At 68.7% G+C, this 20,675-nt stretch carries 13 protein-coding genes and 1 pseudogene; 13 read left to right on the forward strand and 1 reads right to left on the reverse strand.

Annotated elements, in window-relative coordinates; translation table 11 throughout:
* The first annotated feature begins 254 nt into the window (after window positions 1–254).
* The 13 genes from OO71_RS44920 to OO71_RS44980 all read left to right on the forward strand — a co-directional run bounded on the left by OO71_RS44920 (window position 255) and on the right by OO71_RS44980 (window position 19,509).
* Window positions 255–3,134 carry a WD40 repeat domain-containing protein gene (locus tag OO71_RS44920; RefSeq protein WP_162186191.1) on the forward strand — a complete coding sequence of 960 codons (2,880 nt, stop codon included), beginning with the start codon at window positions 255–257 and terminating at the stop codon, window positions 3,132–3,134.
* 68 nt (window positions 3,135–3,202) lie between these two features.
* Window positions 3,203–6,406 (forward strand): WD40 repeat domain-containing serine/threonine protein kinase, encoded by a 3,204-nt coding sequence (locus tag OO71_RS44925; RefSeq protein WP_033296244.1) that lies wholly within the window; start codon window positions 3,203–3,205, stop codon window positions 6,404–6,406.
* Between the two features lie 63 nt (window positions 6,407–6,469).
* A complete protein-coding gene (locus OO71_RS44930; protein WP_033296245.1) occupies window positions 6,470–6,997 on the forward strand; it encodes a TetR/AcrR family transcriptional regulator in 528 nt (175 codons plus the stop codon).
* A gap of 145 nt (window positions 6,998–7,142) precedes the next feature.
* Window positions 7,143–8,567, forward strand: a complete 1,425-nt coding sequence (locus OO71_RS44935; protein WP_033296246.1) for an NAD-dependent succinate-semialdehyde dehydrogenase — start codon at window positions 7,143–7,145, stop codon at window positions 8,565–8,567.
* Window positions 8,568–8,580: 13 nt separating this feature from the next.
* Complete coding sequence (locus OO71_RS44940; RefSeq protein WP_033296247.1) at window positions 8,581–9,843, forward strand: aminotransferase family protein; 1,263 nt, start codon at window positions 8,581–8,583, stop codon at window positions 9,841–9,843.
* A 4-nt stretch (window positions 9,844–9,847) separates the two neighbouring features.
* Window positions 9,848–10,888 carry an extracellular solute-binding protein gene (locus OO71_RS44945; protein ID WP_033296248.1) on the forward strand — a complete coding sequence of 347 codons (1,041 nt, stop codon included), beginning with the start codon at window positions 9,848–9,850 and terminating at the stop codon, window positions 10,886–10,888.
* Entirely contained in the window at window positions 10,885–11,760 is an 876-nt protein-coding gene (locus OO71_RS44950) for an ABC transporter permease (protein ID WP_033296252.1), read from the forward strand. Before OO71_RS44945 ends, OO71_RS44950 begins: the two co-directional genes overlap by 4 nt.
* Window positions 11,750–12,571 carry an ABC transporter permease gene (locus tag OO71_RS44955; RefSeq protein ID WP_084145785.1) on the forward strand — a complete coding sequence of 274 codons (822 nt, stop codon included), beginning with the start codon at window positions 11,750–11,752 and terminating at the stop codon, window positions 12,569–12,571. The genes OO71_RS44950 and OO71_RS44955 overlap by 11 nt, the downstream gene beginning before the upstream one ends.
* A complete protein-coding gene (locus tag OO71_RS44960) occupies window positions 12,564–13,586 on the forward strand; it encodes an ABC transporter ATP-binding protein (RefSeq protein WP_033296249.1) in 1,023 nt (340 codons plus the stop codon). The genes OO71_RS44955 and OO71_RS44960 overlap by 8 nt, the downstream gene beginning before the upstream one ends.
* Complete coding sequence (locus OO71_RS44965) at window positions 13,583–15,181, forward strand: amidohydrolase (RefSeq protein WP_033296250.1); 1,599 nt, start codon at window positions 13,583–13,585, stop codon at window positions 15,179–15,181. The genes OO71_RS44960 and OO71_RS44965 overlap by 4 nt, the downstream gene beginning before the upstream one ends.
* A complete protein-coding gene (locus OO71_RS44970) occupies window positions 15,178–15,789 on the forward strand; it encodes a flavin reductase family protein (protein WP_051793211.1) in 612 nt (203 codons plus the stop codon). The genes OO71_RS44965 and OO71_RS44970 overlap by 4 nt, the downstream gene beginning before the upstream one ends.
* 288 nt (window positions 15,790–16,077) lie before the next feature.
* Window positions 16,078–16,746 carry a DNA alkylation repair protein gene (locus OO71_RS44975; RefSeq protein ID WP_033296251.1) on the forward strand — a complete coding sequence of 223 codons (669 nt, stop codon included), beginning with the start codon at window positions 16,078–16,080 and terminating at the stop codon, window positions 16,744–16,746.
* Window positions 16,747–17,670: 924 nt separating this feature from the next.
* Entirely contained in the window at window positions 17,671–19,509 is a 1,839-nt protein-coding gene (locus tag OO71_RS44980; RefSeq protein ID WP_051793213.1) for an ABC transporter ATP-binding protein, read from the forward strand.
* A gap of 860 nt (window positions 19,510–20,369) precedes the next feature.
* Here OO71_RS44980 and OO71_RS51850 read toward each other — a convergent pair.
* A pseudogene (locus OO71_RS51850) lies at window positions 20,370–20,675 on the reverse strand (hypothetical protein); the annotation flags it as partial.

Below are 20,675 nucleotides of genomic sequence, written 5' to 3' on the forward strand. Positions count from 1 at the left end.
TCCCACGGCCTGCGCTGGGCCACACCAACCTCCCGCCACATGATCAACAACAGGAGACATCAAACCACAAACCAAGATCATTCTGTTAGGACCTCTTAGCGGAACCGGGACCCCTCCCGTGGACGGCGTGGCAGGCTGTCCCCGCACAGGGCGGATCGAGGAGGACCGGAGTGCCGAGGAACTGGCGATTGTTCGGGCGGAAGCACCCTGCCTCGGAGCCGATGGAACCGATGCCGCCGGTCGGCACGGATGGTGTGCCTCAGGTCGGTGGCCTCGCGTCCTCGGCGGCCGGGCCGGCCCCGGACGGCAGGCGCGCGGCGGCCGTCGCTCCCGTGGCGGAGGCGGCCGAGAACGCCGCCCGAGCAGCCGAAGCGGCTCGGCGAGCCGAAGCCGGAGCGCTGCTCGTCGAAATCCGGACGTGGCTCGAACTCCCGCTCCACCCTCACCTGCGCGCCTGCCACGGCCTCCGGCTGATCGACGGCAGGGTCCAAGTCGCCGCCGAGGAGGCGACCGGCGAAGACCTCGGCCAGGCGGCGAAGAACGGGCGATTCGCGACGGAGGCCGACGTCGCCGACGTGGCCGTTCAGCTGGCTTGGGCGCTCCAGGCGGTACACGAGGCCGGTCTCACCTACGGACGCCTCGATGCGACCGGTGCGGTCATCGGCACCGACGGCGTCGTACGGCTGACCGATTTCCGTTCCCTGCGCCTGGGTTCGGCTGCCGAGGACATGCGGGCGCTGGCGGACACGGTGGCGCAGCTGGGGCCGGTTTCCGACACCGTCGCGGGGGTGTTGCGGACAAGCCCGACCGCGAAGGTCGCTGCCGAGCGGTTGCTGGCGATCCACCCCGGCAGCCGCGCCGTGCCGCGGGTGGTGGCGCCGACGGCCGGGCACTGGAACAACCGCGCGATCTCGTTTGCACTGGCGGGGGAGCGGGCGGCGGCCGAGGAGTGCTGGGCGCACGCGTTGCGAGCCGACCACCGCCATCCCGGCGCGACCTTCAACCAAGGCCTGTTCCAGTGGCGCGCCGCCGAGATCACCGACGACGAGGTGACCCGCCGGATCGAGGCGGTCGAACAGGCGGTGGACGAACCGGTCGGCGAACTGCGGACGCTCCTCGGCCAGGAGGGTGGCGAGGCAGGGCCACCGGCTACCGCGACCTGCAACTCCGGCTGGTCTTGGGGGATGGCGTGCACCCCGGACGGGCGGCGCGTCGTGTGGGGTGCGGAGGACGGCGGCGTGCGCTGGTGGGATGTCGGCGCCGAAGACGTGGTCAAGCTCTCCGGGCACACCACCGACGTCTGGCCGGTGGCGGTGACGCCGGACGGCCAGTATGCGCTGTCCGGAGACGCCGACGGGAAAATCCGCCTGTGGCACTTGGAAAACGGGCGCTGCGTGCGGAAGTGGTCTGCCCACAAAGGACGGATCCGCGGCCTCACCATGACCGCGGACGGCCAGTACGCGGTGTCCGGCGGGGAGGACGGCCAGATCCTGCAGTGGGACCTGCGCAGCGGGCGGTTGGTGCAGACGGTCGCGACGGAAGAGGTCTGCGTGCTTTCGGTGGCCGTGACACCGGACGGCCGATACCTTGCGGCAGGCGGAAACCAGGGCATGCTGCGCTGGTGGGACCTCCACAGTGGACAGTGTGTGCACACGCTTTCCGGGCACACCGACCACATGCAGTCGGTCTCCATCACCCCCGATGGCCGGTACGCGTTGTCGGCGAGCAAGGACCGGACCCTGCGCTATTGGGACCTCCACACTGGACAGTGCCTGCGCACGATCACCGGGAACAAGGCCCGCGTGTGGTCAGCGGCGATTTCCGCCGATGGCCGGTACGGCGTGAGCGGCGGTCTGGATCGGACTCTTCGCTACTGGGACCTCCACAATGGACGGTGCCTACGCACGATCGACCACGAGTACATCGTCCTCGCGGTGGCGATCACGGCTGACGGCAGTCAGGTCTTTTCGGCGGCCAGTGACCATATCGTCCGGACGTGGGGGCACCGGGAACCACAGCCCGTGTCATGGCAGTACAGTCCGGTCGCCGCGGCGAAGGAGCTCGAAAAAAACGAAAGCGAGCTCCGCACGGAAATCACGGAAGCGCGAGACCTCTTGGCGGCAAACGAATTCGACGCGGCAACGAAAAGACTGCGGACGGCACGCAGGATTCCCGGCCACGCCCGGCATCCGGAAGTACTGGAACTGTGGCGAGAGGCCGGTAAACACCGCACCCGCACGACGTTCGCCGACGCCCGCCAGGTCCAGCGCATCGACAATCCCGCCGGGTTGACCTCGCTCGCGCTGGGCAAGCAGACCGCGCTCACCGCGGGCTGGGATTACGTGGTACGCCATTGGGATCTCGAAACGGGGGAGTGCCGCGCCGAATTCACCGGGCACCACGACGCGGTGACGTCTGTCGCGTTCGTACCGGACGGCCGGACCGCGGTGTCGGCGAGCGCCGATCACACGGTGCGCCATTGGGATCTTGCCACGGGTGAATGTCTCCGAGTCCTTTCCGGACACGCCGACGAGGTCACCGCGGTTGCGGTACCGGCGATGGCTGGGCACGCCGTGTCCGGCAGCGCGGACAACACCGTGCGCTGGTGGGATCTCCGCACCGGTGAATGTCTGCGAGTCCTTTCCGGGCACACCGACCGGATTTACGCGGTGGCAGTCCAGCCGGACGGGCGCGCGGTGGTCTCGGGTAGCGCGGACACCACGGTGCGGTGGTGGGACATCGCGACCGGAGAATGCCGTCAGACGTTACGCAGTCACTCGTGCGGGGCGCGGGCCGTCGCGCTGACTCCCGACGGCAGTCTCGCCCTGTCCGGGGAGGACTGCGGGAACCTGCAACAGTGGCAGCTGCCCAGCGGGAACCGGCTCGAAAGCATGACCGGGCACCAAGGGCCGCTGCTCGCGCTGGGGCTGGTTCCGGGTGGCGAGCACGTCTTCACCGCGGGAGCCGACGGCACCGTCCGGTTGCGGCAGCTGGCGACCGGCGCGAGTGTGCGGCTGCTGACCGGGCACGACGACGAGGTCTGCGCGGTCGCCGTCGCGGCGGACGGCTGGTCGGCGCTTTCCGGCAGCCGGGACGGCGCGGTCCTCGTCTGGGCGCTCGACTGGAACCACTGAGCTGGACTGGAACCACTGCGCTGGACTGGAACCACTGAGCTCGGCTGAACCACGGAGGAGGACGGGAAGTGCGGTTCCGGAAGCAGCGCAAGGCAGTCCCGGCCGCGCCGACGCTCACCGGTACCGAGTCCACTGTGGACGAAGGCGGTGGCATCGGCTGGGAGATCGGCCGGACCGTACTGGGCACGTACCGGATCGAGCATGAGCTCGGCGCGGGTGGGATGGGCGTGGTGCATCGCGTGCGGCACCTCGGCTGGGGGATGGACCTCGCGGTGAAGAGCCCGCTGCCGCGGATGTGGTTGTCCGGGCTCGGTGCGTTCGTCGAGGAAGCCGAGGTGTGGGTCGGGCTGCCCCCGCATCCGAACCTGTGTACCTGCCACTACGTCCGCGTGCTCGACGGGGTGCCGCGGATCTTCGCCGAGTACGTCGAGGGCGGCACGGTGGCCGAGGCGATCCGGGCCGGGCAGGTGCGCGGGCTCGGCCGGATCCTGGACATCGCGATCCAGATGGCGTGGGGCCTGCATGTCGCGCACGAGGCCGGTGTCGTGCACCAGGATGTGAAGCCCAGCAACGCTTTGCTCACCAGGGACGGCGTCGTGAAGATCACTGACTTCGGCCTCGCCCGCGCGCAGCAGCGGTCCGGCCCGAGCGGCCCGCTCGAAGGTACGGAGTCGATCCTCGTCACCCATCGCGGCCTCACCCCGGCCTATGCGTCGCCGGAACAGTACAACGGGCTGCGCGCCGGACGTCGTGGTGACGTGTGGTCGTGGGCGGTTTCCGTGCTGGAACTGTTCACCGGCAAGGTGACCTGGCGGATCGGTGCACTGGCCGCGGCAGCGGTCGACGAGGTGCGGATCCCGAAATCGGTCGCCCGTCTGTTGCGGGAATGTTTGACCTACGACCCGGCGGCCCGCCCCGCCGACCTGGGGGTACTCGCCGACCGGCTGATCGAGATCTACGCCAAGGAAACTGGGAAACCGTACCCGCGCCCGGCAACCAGCGCGGTGGCAGTGCTCGCCGACGGGTTCAACAACAAGGCACTGTCCATGGTGGACCTCGGCCGGACCAATCAGGCCAAGGAGTTCTGGAACGCTGCCCTCGAAGCCGATCCCCGGCATCTCGACGCGACGGTCAACGCTGCGCTCTGCCGTTGGCACGAAGCCGAAATCACCGACATCGACCTCGTCGAACACCTCGACCGCTTCCGCTTTTCCGTGCCGGACGGCGATTCCCGCGCCCAAGACCTGGCGGACGTGCTCGCTGCCGTGCACACCGAACGCCGGGACGACGGTCAGGAGATCCCGCACGTATCGTTGGCGGGATACGACGGCGAAAGCTGTCCACTGAGGATCGCCGGAGAATACGCGGCTGACGGCGGTGAAGACGGCATTGTCCGCTGGTGGAATCTCCAGACCGGACAATGCGAACGGACCATGATCGGCCACAGTGGACCGGTGCATGCGGTCTCCACAATGGACGGGCAGATCATTTCCGGCGGTGCGGACGGCACGGTCCGGCTGTGGGATCCGAACACCGGCACCTGCCTGCGCATTTATCAGGGCGACAGCAGCATCCGAACCATCGCCACGGACGGCAAGTCCATTGTGGCCGGTGATGAGGCAGGAACGCTGTGGTGGTGGCACGTCGAAACGGCAAATGTGCAGCAAACGGTCCATGCACACGACGGACCGGTGAACCACCTGGTGCTCTTGCCAAACGGCGACCTGCTGTCTGCCGGGGAAGACGGTCTCATCCGCCATGGGGACCAGATCTTCCGCGGGCACCGCAAAGCGGTCTACACGCTCGCGTTGCTGCCCGACGGCTTCGTCTCAGGCGGACACGACGGCACCCTTCGCCAGTGGGACTTCACCGGCCGATGCGTGCGCGTGATGACCTACCAGCACCGCGTCCTCGACGTGCTCTCCTCACCCTTCCACGCCGTGGCCGTCGATGGCCACAATCTCGTCGCGGGCAACAACTCCGGTGAACTGACCTGGTGGGACCTCGACACCGGCCGTTGCCTGCGCACCGTGGACGTCGACGGAACGATCGACCAGGTGACCCTCCACCAGGGAACCGCATTCTTCAGTGGGTCCGAGCGCACCGTCTACCAATGGGCACTGAAAACCGGCACCCCGGCCCCATGGCGGTACAGCCGTCCGAGGTCCACAGTGGACCTGGGCAGGCAGGCGGACATCTTCGAACGGCACCTCGGCGCCGCCCGGGCCCTCCTCGACCGTGGCAACGCTCCCGGTGCGGCAGGGGAACTCCGTGCCGCCCGGTCGGTCGCCGGATTCGAGAACAACCCGGACCTGGCGCAGCTCTGGCGCCAGACCGGCCACAGTGGACAGCGGACGACGATCATCGGCAGCAGGCAGACCCGGCACCTGGACGCGCCGGGCCACCTTGCGCGGGCGGTGGCCATCACGTCGAACGGACGGCATGCGCTGTGCTCGACCGCCGACACCCTCCTGCGCTGGTGGGACCTCACGACCGGGCAGTGCAAACAGGTACTGGACAGCGACGACGGCCTCGCGCACGAGATCGACGTGACCCCCGACGGCCGCTCCGCCGTCTCCGTCGGTGACCACTACGTGCACTGGTGGGACCTCAGCCAGGGCAAACGCCGGGCCGCGCGGCCGCTCGACGACGAACTGATCACCTTCGCCGCGGCCATCACCCCCGACGGCCGTCGCGCGCTCACCGGCAGCACCGATCACCTGCTGCGCTGGTGGAACCTGCCCACCGGCGAATACCGCACCCTCGCCGGGCACGACGGGCACCTCAACGGGGTGGCGGTGACCGCGAACGGGCGGTACGCGCTGTCCGGCGCCGCCGACCGGACGATGCGCTGGTGGGACCTGGCCACAGGCGAATGTCTCCGCGTTTTCCCGGACGAAAGCGGCGGTTCGATCGGCGCGGTCGCGGTGACGCCGGACGGCCGTTACGCGGTGTCCGGCAGCACCACCGGCGCCGTGGTCGCCTGGGATCTCGCCACCGGGACCGGCCGCCCGCTGCCCGCCGGGCACACGGCGCAGATCAACTCCGTCGCCATCAGCGCCGACGGACGGCACGCGCTGTCCGGCGGCGAGGACCAGACGATGCGCTGGTGGGACCTCTTCGCCGGGCGCTGCCTGCACCAGGTCAAACGCACGTACGTGGCGTCCGCGGCGATGACGCCGAGCGCGCACCACGTGGTCTCCGGGATGTCGGACGGCTCCCTCCTGCTGTGGGAGATCGACTGGGACTACGGGTTTCCGGGCGATTCCTGACCGGCGCTAGCTCTACATTACATCTGTAATGTACCCTCGGGCCGATCGGAAGGAGGACGCGAAGTGCCCGAAGACTCGACGGAGCTCAAACGCGCGCTGCGCCGCGCCGCGGTCGAGGTGGTGGCCGCGGAAGGCCTGCGCGGCCTCACCTATCGCGCGGTCGCCAAAACGGCCGGTTGCACCACGGGTGCGGTGCAGCACCATTTCTCCTCGCTCGACGACCTGCTCCAGTCCTCTTTGGACCTGGTGCTCGAGGAAAGCGCGGAGAACGGCCTGATCGGCGCCCGCACCGGGGTGTACGCCGACGGTCCCGAGGTGCGCCAACGGTTCCGGGACAGTGCGGCGCTCCAGATTTTCCAGTACCAGCTCGTGGTGGAGTCGGCGCGGCGGCCCGAGCTGCGCCCGGTGGTGCGGCGGCTCTACGACGGCTACCTCGCCGCGGTCGGCAAGGAACTGCCTGCCGGGGACGGGCTCGCGCAGCTCGTCTTCTATGCGCTCGATGGGATGTTCCTGCATCAAGTGGCGGACCCGGACGTCGATCCGGGCCCGGCGCTCGAAGCCCTGCGCGGCCTGCTCGCCGCCGCGCACTGAACTGCATCACCGAACGACCCCGATGAGTCATCGGGGTCTTCAGTGCTGCCTTTTCCCTTGCAGTGCAGCAAAAATCAGGTGTTGACTTAATCAACACCTGGGGTCAGACTCAGCGCGTCCCCCCACCGATGCGAAAGGCGACCTGATGCCCGCTACCTTGCTGATCGACGGCCGCTGGGTCTCCGCCCCGGCGACGTTCGACGTCGTCGACCCCGCGAGCCGCACCGTGCTCGGCCAGGCCGCCGACGCGGGACCCGGGCAGGCGCAGGAAGCGCTGACCTCCGCGGCGGCCGCATTCCGCGGCTGGGCCGACACCGACCCGGAGACCCGCGGTGGCTACCTTCGTGCCGCCGCCGCGGAAATCCGTACCCGGCAAGGAGAACTCGCCACCCTGCTGAGCCGCGAGAACGGAAAACCGCTGGCGGAAGCGAACGGCGAGCTGGCCGGTGCCGCGCGGATGCTGGAATGGGCCGCGGAAGAGGGCCGTCGAGCTTACGGACGGGTCACCCCGGCGAACGCCGCAGGTCCGGGGCTCGTGCTGCGCGCGCCGGTCGGGCCGGTTCTCGCGATCACGCCGTGGAACTTCCCGGCCAGCATGCTGCTGCGCAAGGTCGGACTGGCGCTCGCCGCGGGCTGCCCGGTGATCGCGAAACCCGCCGAGCAGACGCCGCTCATCGCCACCGCGCTGCTGCGGATCGTGCAGGACACCGGCCTGCCCGCGGGCGTCTTGCAATCGCTGACCACGACCCGGCCGGGCGAGCTCGTCGGTGAGCTGCTGGCGGACCGGCGGCTGCGCAAGGTCAGCTTCACCGGGTCGACCGAGGTCGGGCTGGGTCTGCTGCGGCAGACCGGCGACCTTCTCCGCCGCACGTCGCTGGAAATGGGCGGGCACTCCCCGGCCATCGTGTTCGACGACGCCGACCTCGAAGCGGCCGCCGCGGGGGTCGTCGCCGGGAAGTTCTTCAACGCCGGGCAGAGCTGCACCGCGGTGAACCGGCTTTACGTGCACGAGAGCATCAAGGACGACCTGCTCGCGCTGATCGAAAAGAAGACCGCCGCGCTGCGGGTCGGCCGCGGCGACGCGGAGGGGACGAATGTCGGCCCGCTCATCGACGAAGCCGGGCTGACGAAGGTCGAAAACCAGGTCGCCGATGCCGTCGGCAAAGGCGCGCAGGTGCTGGTGGGCGGGCACCGCCGCGACGATCTGCCGGGGCATTTCTTCGAGCCGACCGTGCTCGTCGACGTCACACCGGACATGCTGATCAGCCACGAGGAAACGTTCGGCCCGGTGCTCGCCGTCTCGGCCTTCGCCACCGACGACGAGGCCGTCGAGCTGGCCAACTCCACCGACTACGGCCTCGCCGCGTACGTGTTCGGCAACGACCTCCGCCGCCTCTGGCGCACGCTCGACCGGCTCGACTTCGGCGTCCTCGGCGTGAACGACCCGGCGCCGGTCCGCCCGGAACTTCCCTTCGGCGGCCAGAAGAACTCCGGCCAGGAACGCGAAGGCGGTGCCGAAGGCATCGACGCCTACACCGAGACCAAAGCCGTCGCACTGCGGCTGCACTGAAAGGACTCCCCAAGTGACCCTCGCTGCCGTTGACCAGCGCACCCTCATCCATCCGCACACCGTGATCGGCGCCCCGGCCGAACCGTTCGTCCTCGACCGCGGGGAAGGCGCGTTGCTGTGGGACACCGACGGCAACCAGTACCTCGACGGGACCTGCGGTTTGTGGCAATGCCCGGTCGGCCACGGCCGCGCCGAGCTCGCCGACGTCGCCGCCGAGCAGATCCGCCGCCTCGAGTTCTACTCGTCCTTCGGCGACTACTCCAACGCCCCGTCGATCCGCCTCGCCGAACGTCTGCTGTCACTCGCCCCGGCTGGGCTGGAACGCGTCTTCCTCACCAACGGCGGGTCGGAAGGCAACGAAACCGCGATCAAACTCGCCCGGCTAGCCTTCCACCACGCCGGTTCGCCCGAGCGCACGGTGGTGCTCGCGCGGCACGGCGGGTACCACGGCATGGGTGGCGCTTCCCTTGCCGCGACCGGGATCGAGGGCCTGCGGGCCGGGTTCGGCCCGCTGCTGCCGGACGTCGAATGGCTCGGCAAGCCACACGGTCTGAGCCCGGATGCCACCGATCTCCTCGTGGCCGACCTGGAGAAGCGCATCGACGAGATCGGTGCGCACCGGATCGCCGCGTTCATCGGGGAACCGGTGCTCGGCGTCGGCGGGATGGTGCCGCCGCCGGACGGGTACTGGCCGCGCGTGCAGGAAGTCCTGCGCCGGCACGGGATCCTGCTGATCGCCGACGAGATCGTGACCGCGTTCGGCCGCACCGGGCACTGGTTCGGCAGCGAGCACTTCGGCATGGAGCCGGACATGATCGTCACCGCGAAAGGGCTCACCAGCGGGTACATTCCGATGGGTGCGGTCCTCATCGGACGGAGGGTGCTCGAACTCGCCGACGGCGCAACGTTCCTGCACGGCTTCACCTACAACGGCCACCCGGTCGGCGCGGCGGTCGCGCTCGCGAACCTGGACATCATCGAGAAGGAGAACCTGCTCGAACGCGCCCGCGTCCTCGGCGCCCGGCTGCGCGCGCGGCTCGATCCGCTCGCCGCGTTGCCGCACGTCCGCGAGGTGCGCGGGGTGGGGTTGATGCTCGGCATCGAGTTCGCGGACCGGCCGACCGCGCCGGTCCAGGCGGGCTGCCGTGCCGACGGCGTGGTGGTACGCGCGTCCGGGACCAGCATTGTGCTGTCGCCGCCGCTGGTCATCACCGAGGAGCAGATCGACACCCTGGCCGACGTGCTGTGCCGACACGTCGCGGCCGCGGCGGGCTGAGCCGATGAAACGCCGGATACCGACGCTGTTGTCCGCCGTGCTTCTGCTGGCCACCTCCGGATGCGCGATCTCGGAGGGCGGCCCGAACTCGCTCGTGTTCGTCTCCTACGGCCAGGGCGCCTACCAGGCCGGTCAGCGCGCCGCGTGGCTCGACCCGTACGAACAGCGCACCGGGACCACGGTCACCATCGACGGCCCGTCGAGCAACGCCAAGCTCAAGGCGATGGTCGAGGCGGGCAAGGTGACCTGGGATGTCGTGGACACGGATGCGTCCGCGGCGGCCGCGGTGTGCGGGAGCCTGCTCGAACCGATCGACATGGGACCGCAGGCCGCCGGATTCCCGGACGGCTCGCTCACCGACTGCGGGGTGCCGGACGCGTTCTTCGGCATGATGCTGATGTACGACTCGAAGGTGTACGGCAACCATCCGCCGACCAAGCTCGCGGACTTCTTCGACCCGAAGCAGTTCCCCGGGCGGCGGATCATTTACGGCGGCGACCCGAGTGTCGGCACCATCGAAGCCGCGCTGCTGGCCGACGGCGTGCCGCGGAACCGGCTGTACCCGCTTGACATGAAGCGTGCCCTCGGGATGTACGACCGGATCCGCCCGCAGCTCACGATCACCAGCACGTACGGCGATCAGCAGCAGCGGATGGCCGGCGGCCAGGCGGACCTGGCGCTGATCGTCAGCGCGCGGGCGTTCTCGCTGCTCAAGGCGGGTGCGACGAACTGGAAAGTGGTGCCGGGCATTCCGGTCCCGGTGACCTGGGACGTCCTGGTGGTGCCGAAGGGGACGGCACGCGCCGAAGAGGCGAAGAAGCTCATCCGGTTCGCCTCGGAACCGGCGCAGGCAGCGGATTTCGCCGCGCGGGCAGGGGTCGGACCGGCTAACACGGCCGCCCCGGCCGCGCGGTCGGAGATCGGACGGCAGCTCGACATCTGGGGGGATGAGAAGGAAGGCTTGCGAGTGCTCAGTGACGTGCGCTGGTGGGCGGCGAACCGGCCCCGGCTCGTGAAGGCGTGGTCGGATTGGACCACGGGATGACCGCCGTACTGACCCGCCGCCCGGCCGTGGAGCACGGCACGCGGCGGACTTCCTGGCTGCTGCTCCCGGCCGCGGCGGTGGTCGCGGTGTTCTTCTTCTACCCGCTCGCCGTGATCCTGTGGCGCAGCTTCACCGAACCGTCCTTCGGCGTCGGCAACTACCTCGCGGTGCTTGGTGACGAGGTGCAGATTCGCGTGGTACTGCGCACTTTGCGGACCGCGTTGATCATCACGGTTGCGACGCTCGTCGTCGCGTATCCGTATGCGTACGCGATGACACTCGTCGGGCGCCAGGCCCGCGGAGTGCTGACCCTGCTGGTGCTGATGCCGTTCTGGACCAGCCTGATGGCCCGCAACTTCGCCTGGTACGTGCTGGAACAACGCGGCGGAGTGATCGAGAACCTGTTGTCCGCCATCGGAATCGACGGCGTGGTGCTGCTGGGGTCGGTGGCTGGCGTGACGGTGGCGATGGTGCAGGTGATGCTGCCGTTCATGGTGCTGCCACTGCAAAGCGCGATGCTCGGCATCGACCGCAGCCTGCTGCACGCCGCGGGAAGCCTCGGCGCCCGTCGTCCGGTCGCGTTCCTGCGGGTGTACCTGCCGCTGTCGATGCCGGGCGTGCTGGCCGGGGTTTCGGTGGTGTTCATCATGTCGCTCGGCTTCTACATCACGCCCGCGCTGCTGGGTACGCCGCAGCAGGCGCTGGTCGCGCAGGTGATCGGTACCCAGGTCAACGACCTGCTGGACTTCGCGGGCGCCGGTGCGCTCGGCGCGATCCTGCTGGTCCTCACGCTCGTGGTGCTCGCCCTGCTCAGCCGGGTGGCCGCCCCGCTGGGCACCAGTGCGGCAGGAGGTGCCGACCGTGACCGATAAACCTTCCATCAGCCGCGCTGCATTGCGGCAGCGCAGCCTCGGCTGGGGCCTGCGGGGGTGGGTCGCGGTGGTGGCGTTCGTGCTGGTCGCGCCGACACTCGTGGTGATCCCGATGAGCTTCGGGGCGGGTTCGACGTTCCAATTCCCGCCGGAGCGCTGGTCGTGGCACTGGTACGCGGAATTCTTCACCAGCAAGCAATGGCTGGCTGCGTTGGCGAACTCCGTGCAAGTCGGGCTGCTCGCGGCGGCGCTGGCCACGGTGCTCGGCGTGGCCGCCGCGCTGGCACTCGACCGAGTGCGCTTCCGCGGCCGTGGTCTGGTGCGGCAGCTGCTGATGGCGCCGATGATCCTGCCCGGCATCGTGGTCGCGGTCGCGATCTACGGGGTTTTCCTGCGCTGGCAGCTGAACGGCACGATGCTCGGGTTCGTGCTGGCGCATGCCGTGCTGGGGCTGCCGTTCGTGCTCACGTCGGTGCAGACGAGCCTCGCCGGGTACGACCCGATCATGGAGAAAGCCGCCGCCAGCCTGGGTGCGCCACGGTTCGCGACAATGCGCAAAGTGGTCCTCCCGATCATTGCGCCGGGTGTGACGACGGGTTTCATTTTCGCTTTCGCGACTTCGTTCGACGAGGTCGTAGTCGCGCTTTTCCTGCAGACGCCGGCGATCAAGACGCTGCCGGTGAAGATGTACGAGTCGATCGTGCTGGAAATCGACCCGACGATTGCCGCCGCGTCGAGCCTGATCGTCGTGTTCACCACGATTCTGCTGTTCGTCCCCACCTTCTTGCGCCGACGGAGCAACCATGACTGAAGGCATCACCACCGCGAATGTGACCAAGGCGTACGCCGGAGTGGACCGGCCTGCCGTGGACGACGTTTCCCTGCACATTGCCGACGGCGAGTTCATGACTTTTCTCGGCCCGTCCGGGTCGGGCAAGACGACGATGCTGTCGATGATCGCCGGGTTCACGCCGCTGACCGCCGGATCGATCACTGTGGACGGTCAGGAGATCTCGCGGCTCAAACCGCACCGGCGCAATCTGGGCGTGGTGTTCCAGCAGTATGCGTTGTTTCCGCACATGTCGGTGGCGCGGAATGTCGCTTTTGGACTGTCGCAGCGGAAACGGCCGAAGGCCGAGATCGCGCAGCGGGTGGACGAGGTGCTGGAGCTGGTCGGGCTGTCGGCAGTACGGGATCGGTTGCCGCGGCAGCTTTCCGGCGGGCAGCAGCAACGGGTCGCGCTGGCTCGGGCCGTGGTGTACGAGCCGCGGGCGTTGCTGATGGACGAACCGCTGGGTGCATTGGACAAGAAGCTGCGGGACCAATTGCAGCGCGAAATCGCGCGGATGCACCGGGAATTGGGGATGACGTTTCTCTTCGTGACCCATGATCAACAGGAAGCGTTGACGCTGTCGGACCGGATCGCGGTGTTCAACGACGGCCGGATCGAGCAGGTGGGTACGCCGGAAGAACTGTACGAACGGCCGGAAACCCTTTTTGTGGCGCAGTTTGTCGGGGAATCCAATGCGCTTTCGCTCACTCCGGGAGAGGTGACGATCGTACGGCCGGAACGGTTGACGCTGCATTCCCGCACTTCGGCGGTCCCGAGTGGACACCAGCGGACGAGCGCTTCTGTCACCGACATCGTGTACGTCGGCGATCACACGCGGATCTGGCTGCGGTACCACGACGGCAGCCGTGGTTGCGCGGTGCTCTCGGCAGGCGCGGTCCACGAGCATCGCCCGGGGGACGACGTGACGGTGGCGTGGGATCCCGAGCATCAAGCCGTGGTACCCAGTGGTGCGCCGGAATTGGCGGCAGTATGAGGGATCTACTGCTGCGCGGCGGGGTGGTCCGGACGCTGGATCCTGCCTTGGGGACTGTCTCGGCCGTGCTGGTGTCCGACGGTCGCGTGGCTGCTCTTGGTGATGATGCGTTGGCTGCGGCTTCGACTGACGCGCGGATCGTCGAGCTGGACGGCCGGACTGTCCTCCCCGGGCTCAACGACGCCCACCTCCACCTCGCGTTCCATGCCGCAGCCGGGCCGGAGTTCTGTGTCGACCTGTCGACCGCGGCGGACCTCGACGCGGTGGCGCGGGCGCTGGCCGGTGCGCCGGAGGGGGAGTGGATCGTCGGCCGCGGCTGGCGGGAGACGACCGTCGCGGAGTTCGCGGACGGCCGGGCGATGCCGTCGCGGACCTGGCTGGACGGCGTGACCGGGTCGCGCCCGGCGGTGCTGCACCACGCTTCGTCGCACCAGGTGTGGTGCAACAGCGCGGCGCTGGCGCGGGCCGGAATCACCGCAGCGACCCGGGATCCCGTGGCGGGCTCGCTCGTGCGGGACGCGGCCGGTGAGCCGACCGGGGTCCTCGTGGAGAGCGCGCAGGAGCTGGTGGCCGGGCTGGTGCCGCCGCCGAGCCGGGAGGAGCGGCTGGACGCGATCGTGCGGGCGATGGCCCGGTTGAACGGCTTGGGCATGACGAGCCTGACCGACCCGATCGTGCCGCCCGGGCTGTGGCAGGACTACCGCGACCTGCACGCGGCCGATCGGCTGCGAATGCGGGTTACCGCGCTGCTGCACTGGAATTGGCCGTCACCGACGACGTCCGCTGCGGATCTCGCTGGTTTCCTGGACTCGACGGACTTTTCGGTAGGCGACGACCTGCTCCGGATCGGCGGGATCAAGCTGTTCGCCGACGGGGTCCCGACGCACTGCACGGCGTGGATGCACACGCAGTACGCCGATGGCGGGCACGGCAGTCTCGTGACCGCTGGCGAGGACGACAGTGCGCGGCTGGCCGAGCTGCACGAGCTGGTCGCGGTCGCACATCGGCGGCGGGTACGGGCGCAAGTCCACGTGACCGGCGACCGGGCCGCGGACGCGGTGGTCGACGCCATCGAGGCAGCGCAGGCGGCCGACCCGTGGCCGGACGCGCGGCACGCCTTGATCCACGGCACGTTCCTGTCGCCGGACGTGCTCGGCCGGCTCGCGCGGGGCGGGATCGGCGTGATCACGAGCTCGCTCATGCGGACGTACAGCGGCCCCTCGATGGTACGAATCCTCGGCGCGGCGCGGTGGTCGTCTGCGTTCCCCGCGCGGGCTTTGCTGGACCACGGCGTGATGGTCGCCGACAGCTCGGACGCCCCGGTGACCGTCCCGGACTGGCGACGCGGGGTCGCGACTTTCACCGGCTCCCCGGGTCCGAACGAGTTTTCCGCGGTGTCTTCGCCGCTGACGCGGGAGGAAGCCGTGCGGCTGTGGACCACCGGCCCGGCTTGGCTGGAACGCTCCTCGGGGACGCTGTCGTTGGGTGCGGTGGGTGACCTGGCTGTCCTCGACCACGACCCGTTCACCGCTTCGGGCTTGGACCTGCTGCGGACGCGGTCGGAACTGACCGTGCTGGGCGGGCGTGTGCTGTGAGCCAGGTGTACTGCAGCAACACCGACGCCGACCACGGCGCGTTCGTGTGGATGGTGAAGAACGCCATCGTGCCACGGCCGATTGCTTGGGTGAGCACAGTGGACAGCGCGGGTGTCGCGAACCTCGCGCCGTTCAGCTACTTCGCCCCGCTGACCATGGACCCGCCGACCGTCGTCTTCGCCGTTTCCGGCGGTGCGAAGGACACTTTGGCGAACGTCGTCGCTTCGGGAGAGTTCGCGATCACGATGGCCCTGAGCGGACAGGAGGAGTTGATCGCGCGCACAGCGTCCGCAGTGGATTCCACAGTGGACGAAGCCGCCGCCGTCGGCCTGTCGTGGGCCGCCGGGGTGTCGATCGGCGTGCCGCACCCCGCAGGCGCCGGGCCGAGCCTGGAATGCACGCTGGTGAAGGTCGACGAGTTCAAGGGCTCACACTTGGTATTCGGCGAAGTACTGGGCGTATCGGTGGACGACGCCTTGCTCCGCCCGGACGGCCGCCTTGACCAGGACGCCTACCACCCGATCGGCCGCATGGGCGGCGCCACGTTCACCCGGGTGGACAACTGGGTCCGCCACCCGATCCCGTCCGCGGAGGAGTTTCTGGGCTGATCAGCACTCCGGCTGGGGTTGCTTGCAGGTGAACTCGTGCTGGAGCTCCCCGGAGGTCTTGGGCCGCCCGGGCCCTCCGAGCTTTCCGGGATCGAGGTAACCCTGGTATTCCTTGCATCGCGGGCGCAGAGGCGGGCTGCGGAGTCCCCATAGTCGGGTTGGTGCCGCAGCCCGCGTTCACCAATCGCGGCTACCCGGCAGGTCAGACGGTTCGGCACCCCCGCGTGTTACCCCCGGTGCCGCGCGGCCCCCCGTAAGGTGGGCTTCAGCCGGTACAGGAGGTTTTTCGTGGTCGAGCCGACGGTCGATGGGGTCTTGAAGGAGCTGGCGGCGCTGGAGGATCCGAAGATCCGCGCCGTCAACGAGAAGCACGGGGACGACCACGGCGTCAACCTCGGCAAGCTCCGGACGCTGGCCAAGGAGCTCAAGACCCAGCACGAGCTGGCCCGCGACCTGTGGCGAACCGGCGACACCGCGGCGCGGCTGGTAGCGCTGCTGATCTGCCGCCCGAAGGCATTCGACCGCGACGAGCTCGACGCGATGCTCCGCTCCGCGCAGAAGCCCAAGGTGCACGACTGGCTGGTCGGCTACGTCGTCAAGAAGACGCGGTACGCCGAGGACCTCCGGACCACCTGGCTGGCCGATCCGGACCCGGTCGTCGCGAGCGCAGGCTGGGCGCTGACCACCGAGCGAGTCGCGAAGAACCCCGAGGGCCTGGACCTGCCCGCCCTGCTGGACGTCATCGAGTCCGACCTGCAGACCGCCCCCGACCGCCTCCAGTGGGCGATGAACCACTGCCTGGCCCAGATCGGCATCGAGCACCCGCCGCTACGAGCCCGCGCAATCGCGATCGGGGAGCGGTTGGGGGTCCTGAAGGACTACCCGACCCCACCGAACTGCACGTCACCGTATGCGCCGACCTGGATCACGGAAATAGTCCGGCGGCAGGAGGCCTGACCGGAGTGCTCGTGGCCCGGGCTGGCCTTCTGATGTGGGGCTGCTGACCACGGCTGTCCTGGTTTTGGTTCGGCTGGCTCGCGGTTGTGGGTTGTGGTTGCGGTCCGCCTGGCTCGCGGTTGTGGTTTCGGCCGGGCAGGTTCGCGTTTCTGGTTTCGTCCCGGTTGCCCGGTTGCCCGGTTGACTCGCTCTTCTGGTTCCCGTCCGCCTGACTTGCGGCTGTGGTTTCGGCCCGGCTGGTTCGCATTTCGGGTTTCGGCCCCGCGTGATTCGCGTTTTGTGGCTTCGGCCCGGCTCCCGCGTGACTCGCGCTTCTGGTTTCGGTGCAGTTGCCCTCCTGGCTCGCGCCTGCGGTTTCAGCCCGGATGCCCGCCCGGCCGCCCAGGGGTCGTTTCAGTGCGGCGAAGTCATGCACCTGCCGATGCCCGAGCTTCCCTCATCCTCATCCGGCAGGTGGGCACCATGGCTGAGCGGCTCGAGAACGGCACTCCGGCCCACCATCTGACCGGCGTGGCAGCGCGGTAAAGCGGACATCGCGCCCCCGTAGTCGGCGCGGCTCGGTGTGCGCTGCGCCACTGGTCGCCACCTGGCGCCAGCCATCCGGCGGGGGTGGACCGGCCGGTCGGCGGGGCGTGGTCGTCCGGTTAACGGATGGCCCGGGTGTCGCTGGGCGGTTACTGTGCAGAGTATGACCTACCATCGCGCTTCGGAACGGACTGAATAGACGGCGCATCCGTCACCGATGAGGTGAAAACCGGTTGCGCGCCGGGTTTTTTGACGTGCGCGCCGGGTTTTTTGGTGGGCAAGCTGCGGAAGTGCTCCTCCTGGACGGGAGTCCGAGCATTTCGCGTGCGGAAATCGGATCGGGATGTGCTGCGCGGTCGCGCGGGAACATTCTGCCGCAGTACGGAAAGGGAATGAGGAATGTCCCTCGGGGACTCCTTCTGGGGCGATGTCCGGGGCGTGGAATTCGCCGGAACACCGGCCGAGCCGGTGAAGGTCGACGGTAAGCGGATCTGGCGGCTTTTCGCTCCTTACAAGTGGTGGCTGGGCGGCGTACTGGCGCTGATCATGCTCACGTCGGTGGTCGGGATGATGATCCCGTTCGTCATCAAAGCGATCGTCGACATCGCGTTGCCGGGCAAGGACATGCGGCTGTTGCTGCTCCTGGTCGGCGCCTTCGTCGCGATTGCCGCGGTCGAGGCGCTGATCAGCGTGGTGCAGATCCTGATCATGTCGCGGGTCGGTCAGGCCGTGATCCACGACCTGCGGGTGAAGGTGTATTCGCACCTGCAGCGAATGTCGCTGAAGTTCTTCACGTCGACGCGTAACGGCGAGGTCCAGTCGCGGATTTCGCAGGACATCGGCGGAATGCAGTCGTTCGTGACGAATACTGCGGTGGAAGTGACTCGAAATGTCACCATCGTGGCCGTCGCGATTATTTCCATGCTGGTACTGGACTGGCGGCTCGCGCTGTTTTCGTTCATCGGCCTGCCGTTGTCGATCTGGATCAACGGCCGGATCGGCGAAATGCGGGAACGCGTCACCACGCGGCAGCAGGAACGGCTCGCGGACATGTCGTCGCTGGTGCAGGAATCGCTGTCGGTGTCCGGCATGGTGCTGAGCAAGACCACCGGCCGCGCGCGGCGGATGGTCGCGCTGTTCACGCGCACGTCGCGCGACGTCGCCGACCTCGAGGTCCGGTCGCACACCGCGGGGCAGTGGGAGTACTCGATCGTGACGCTGCTGGTGTCCGCGATCCCGGCGCTCACCTACCTGCTCGGCGGGTACCTGATGGGGATCACGCCGACGATGACCATCGGCACGATCGTGGCCATGATCGCGCTGCAGGAAACGCTGGTGTGGCCGTTGGAAAGCCTGTTGCACACCGCAGTCGAGTTCCGGACGATGAAGGCGCTTTTCGCGCGTGTTTTCGATTACCAGGACCGGAAGGTCGACATCGTCGAGGCGGCGGACCCCGTGAAGGCCGCGCCGGAGAACGTCCGCGGCGAGGTCCGGTTCGACCGCGTGTCGTTCCGGCACGAGGACGCACCCGAACCGACGCTGCGTGAGGTCGACCTGGTGGTCCCGCGGGGCGCGAAAGTGGCGGTCGTCGGGGAAAGCGGGTCGGGGAAAACGACGCTCGGGTACCTGCTCGCGCGACTGTACGACGTGGACTCCGGCTCGATCACCATCGACGGCGTCGACGTGCGGGAGTACGATTTCGAGTCGCTGGCGGGAATTCTCGGCGTGGTGTCCCAGGAACCGTACCTGCTGCATGCCTCGGTGGCGGAGAACCTGCGGTTCGCCAAGGAGGACGCGACCGACGAGGAACTCGTGGCCGCGGCCAAAACCGCGCGCATCCACGACGTGATCGAACGGCAGCCGGAGGGGTACGAAACGGTGGTCGGAGAACGAGGTTTCCGTTTCTCCGGCGGGGAAAAGCAGCGCATCGCGCTGGCTCGGACGATCCTGCGCAACCCACCGGTCCTGCTCCTCGACGAGGCGACGAGCGCACTGGACACCCGCACCGAACGCGAAATCTCGGCGGCACTGGACGAGATCATGGCAGGCCGCACGGTGATCACGATCGCGCACCGCCTGTCGACCGTCCGGCACGCCGACGAGATCGTGCTGCTGGACAAGGGAGAAGTAGCAGAACGAGGCACGCACGAGGAACTCCTCGCCGCGGACGGCCGGTACGCCGACCTGGTCCGCGGCCGGGAGGAAGCCGCCGGATCGACCGATCGGGTTTCGTGGTGATCGGGGTGGCCCGGGATGGATCGACCCCTTGGTGGGTGGTCCTTCCCGGGCTGCCGTACCTTGCGGGCCGGTGATCTTGGCTGGAGTCCCGCGGCTTGCCGGGGGCGCTCTGCTCTGCCGGTATTGGCGCGTGGCGGGCTCCGTGCCCTGGTTGGGGGAAGGGGCGCGGCGCCCGTCTGGTCTGAGGAGCATGTGTCGACCTTCCGGTTGGTGAGGCGGGATGGCTGAGTTCGGCTGTACGAACGAGCAGCCGGGGTTCGACCTGCTGGGGAGCAGCTCCGCCCCGTCGGCAGGCGGGCGCGGACCGGCGGCTGTTCCGTGGACCGTCGGCTGATCCTGCGGACCCGCGGCTGGTTCTGCCGGGAGGTGCCGCGCGCTCGCGTGCGTGCATGCGTCAGAAGCTGGCCTGCCCGCCGGCGGTTGGGTTCCGCGAGCCGGTGTGTGGGTGCCCTTGGTCGTTGACGCCCTGATGGGCAGGGCAGGGGTGCGCGGCAGCGTTGCGTGTGTTGCGCGCTGGGGAGCTCATGGTTCGCCGCTCGGGTTCCGTTGGGGTGCCACGCTTTCGTGTCAGGGTTTGGTGGGAGGCGGGCAGGACGCGATGGATTCATTGCGCTCTTGGCCAGGGGTGACTCCTATTTGGGGTGTTCGGCGCAGGCGGGCGCTATTTGCCCGCCGCCTTGGCCGAGGCGATCTACCGGGACTCGTGTCGGGGTGGTGATTGGTGTTCGTGCGGTGGGGGTGGTTGACCGTGACGCCAACGTCCAGGCCGGTGCTTGAATCGGGATCGGGAGTGGCGGCGGTGTTGGGCTTGGGGTGATTCCCGGCTCGCTGTGGGTGCCGGGTTGGGTGTCCTTGCCGGGCTAAGTGTGCTTGCCAGGCTGGGTAAAGGCGGCGGGCTGGGTGTCCCCCTGGCGGTCAAGGCGGCTGAGGGCACCGCGGTGGAACTCGTGGACGGCGGGCTGGGTGTGGATGTCGGGCTGGGTGTGGATGTCGGGCTGGGTGTGGGCGGCGGGCTGGGTGTGGGTGCCGACATTGGCTTCGCCGCCCGGGCTGGGGTTGGTGTCGATGTGGGTTGCGGGGTGGGTGGTGGGTTGGGTACGGGTGGTGGGTTGTGGGCGGTGTTGCGGAGGGGTTTTTGTTCGGGGTCGAGGATTGTGGGTGGGATC

It is taken from the genome of Amycolatopsis jejuensis (assembly GCF_000717335.1).
GTDB lineage: Bacteria > Actinomycetota > Actinomycetes > Mycobacteriales > Pseudonocardiaceae > Amycolatopsis > Amycolatopsis jejuensis.